Genomic DNA, 2,284 nt, shown 5'->3' with positions numbered 1-2,284 from the left:
AGATGTGTAAAAGAGTCAGTATTTAAATTATCACCTTCTATACTTTCTAAAACATCATGTATGACAAATTTTGGTACTTTTTTATTTTCAACTGTTGCAAACTTTTGATATGAAATATCGTATGCTGCAATGAGAGATTTTTTTGTTCCAGTACTAGTTCCACTATGTATATTTTTTATCGAAACTGGGAATTCGCTAATATCTGGATTATAAATTAGAATAGGTTTTTCACCATTTATTTTATTTGAAATCTTATTAAAATAAGTATTAAATAAATTTATCTTTTCAGAATAAACAGTTTTAAATTCTTCTTTAGTAAAAGATGATAAACTTTCAATTCTTTTAGTTATTACATTTTTTTCCTCTTCAAACCTTTTTAATGAATTAAAGTTTTCTTTAATTGCCATCCATTCACTCTTATATCCATTAAGAATTTCAGTTAATTTGAAATAGTCTTCAATTTTGTTATCTTTAATTAAAGACAAATGATTTTTGTTTTTTAAATCCATCTCTTCAACTTTATTTACCAAAACTTCTTTTTGTCTATGTAATATTTCTCCAATATCTTTAAAATAATTAATCTTATTCTGTAATAATTTGTTATTAAAATCAATAAGCTCACCAAAAGTCTTATTTAATTTAGGTACTATATTGTTTATTTCATTAAAAAAATCTTTTGACAGGCCATCATCAAAATGCTTGGTAAAAGTAGTCCTCAGGTTCTCAATTATTTCATTGTTACGATCTATTCTATATTCTAAATCATAAATTTGAGCTATTATAGCCTGGTACTCATTTCGATTTTTCAAAATATATTTAATGTTTTTTTCAAAATAGTCTTTACTCACAATATTATCTATTTTCAATTCAACTTCATTAATATAATTTGAAAGCTTTTGCATGTTTTCTTCAGCTGTTTTCAAATTATCAAATCCATTGATTTCCATATATTTCTTTTGAGCTTTCTTCACAATATTTAATTCTTTTTTTAATTTATCTCGTTCCTTATCAAATGCAGGATTAGATATATTAAATAGGTAATTATAGATTGCTCGATACTGATTAATGGTGCCATGATCCAAAAATTTTAAAAATTGATCATTGTCATGATTTAATGAAACTCTTATAAACGGTTGAATATTCTGACGAAATGTTGGAATATTTGCCTGATTATCAAATAATATCAAATTTAATTCTCTATTATAATTCTTTAAGCTTAATATAGTGTCTCCAATTTTTCTTTTTCCTCCATCAAATAATTCAACAGTCAGATAATAGACTTCTTTTGGAAAATCAATATTATCAACTAACTCAATTGTTGCAGCAATCATATTATTCTCGATAAATGCTTTCAACTTATCATTTCTAGTCTTTAAATCCTTGTCATCATATAAAGCTGATCTATCTCTCGCACCAAAAATTATATCAATTAGCTTCAATAAGGTAGTTTTTCCGACTTGATTATGACTTAATCCATTACTGGAATCAACAATAAAATTAACTCCATTGCGAAAGTTAATTTCCCTAACGAGACTCTCTGTTTTTAAACTCTTTATAAACAATCTTTTAATATACACTATATATATCTCCCTCAGCACTTACATCTAACATGTCTAGTAAGAATAAAAAATCTATCGCTAATATAAAGGTTGTAAAATTAACCTTTTCACTCAATTTTTGATTAACTTCGTTATATAACTGTATACTATCTATTCTATTTTTATCAATCATAACGCCATAAATTATTGAAGATAAATAAAATACAGTATTATGTGGTGAACTATTTTTATCTAATAAAATCATTTTTGATCTTTCATACTTGGTTTATATAAAATTTTACAATCGGCAACACAACACTGCAATAGAGCAATTACAAATTGCTCTACATCCTCATAATCAAATGGAGTTGCTTTGTATCTTGGATCATCGTATATCTTTTTCGCTAGTCTAGATTTTATTTCGTTTAAAACGTTATCTCCAAATGATTCATGTATTTCATCAGGTTCTTCTCCATAATTAGTAATAAACTCAATTCGAACTTGCTTAATAACTTTCTCACTTTCAACAAAATCATTCTTTAGTATTTGGTCTAGATTGTAATAATCTTCAGATAAATCTCGAAATATCTCTATATATATTTTCGAACAGTTATATTCCATTTTTTTACCAATCTCCTCAGGTAAATCCAATGGAAAATCTGTATTATTTTCAAATTCTTGATTTTTAAAAATTTCCAAAAATTTATACATCTTTGTTTGTGGTAAAGTTTTTGAACCCTCAACAT

Annotated in this window: 3 protein-coding genes; all 3 read right to left on the bottom strand. The window is 25.4% G+C overall.

What is annotated here, in order from left to right; translation table 11 throughout:
• On the bottom strand, window positions 1–1,577 hold a 1,577-nt coding region (locus H7T98_RS10120), incomplete at its 3' end, for a DUF2326 domain-containing protein (RefSeq protein WP_201061851.1).
• A complete protein-coding gene (locus H7T98_RS10115; protein WP_037603848.1) occupies window positions 1,567–1,803 on the bottom strand; it encodes an ABC-three component system middle component 6 in 237 nt (78 codons plus the stop codon). The genes H7T98_RS10120 and H7T98_RS10115, both read right to left, overlap by 11 nt.
• Window positions 1,800–2,284, bottom strand: a 485-nt coding sequence (locus H7T98_RS10110) for a hypothetical protein (protein ID WP_201061849.1), incomplete at its 5' end; no start/stop codon positions are given. The genes H7T98_RS10110 and H7T98_RS10115, both read right to left, overlap by 4 nt.

Origin of the sequence: Streptococcus sp. 23.2 (assembly GCF_016648665.1) — a bacterium.
Classification (GTDB): domain Bacteria; phylum Bacillota; class Bacilli; order Lactobacillales; family Streptococcaceae; genus Streptococcus; species Streptococcus salivarius_E.
Note: the sequence above shows the minus strand (reverse complement) of the source record. Positions and strands in the feature narration are given on the sequence as shown.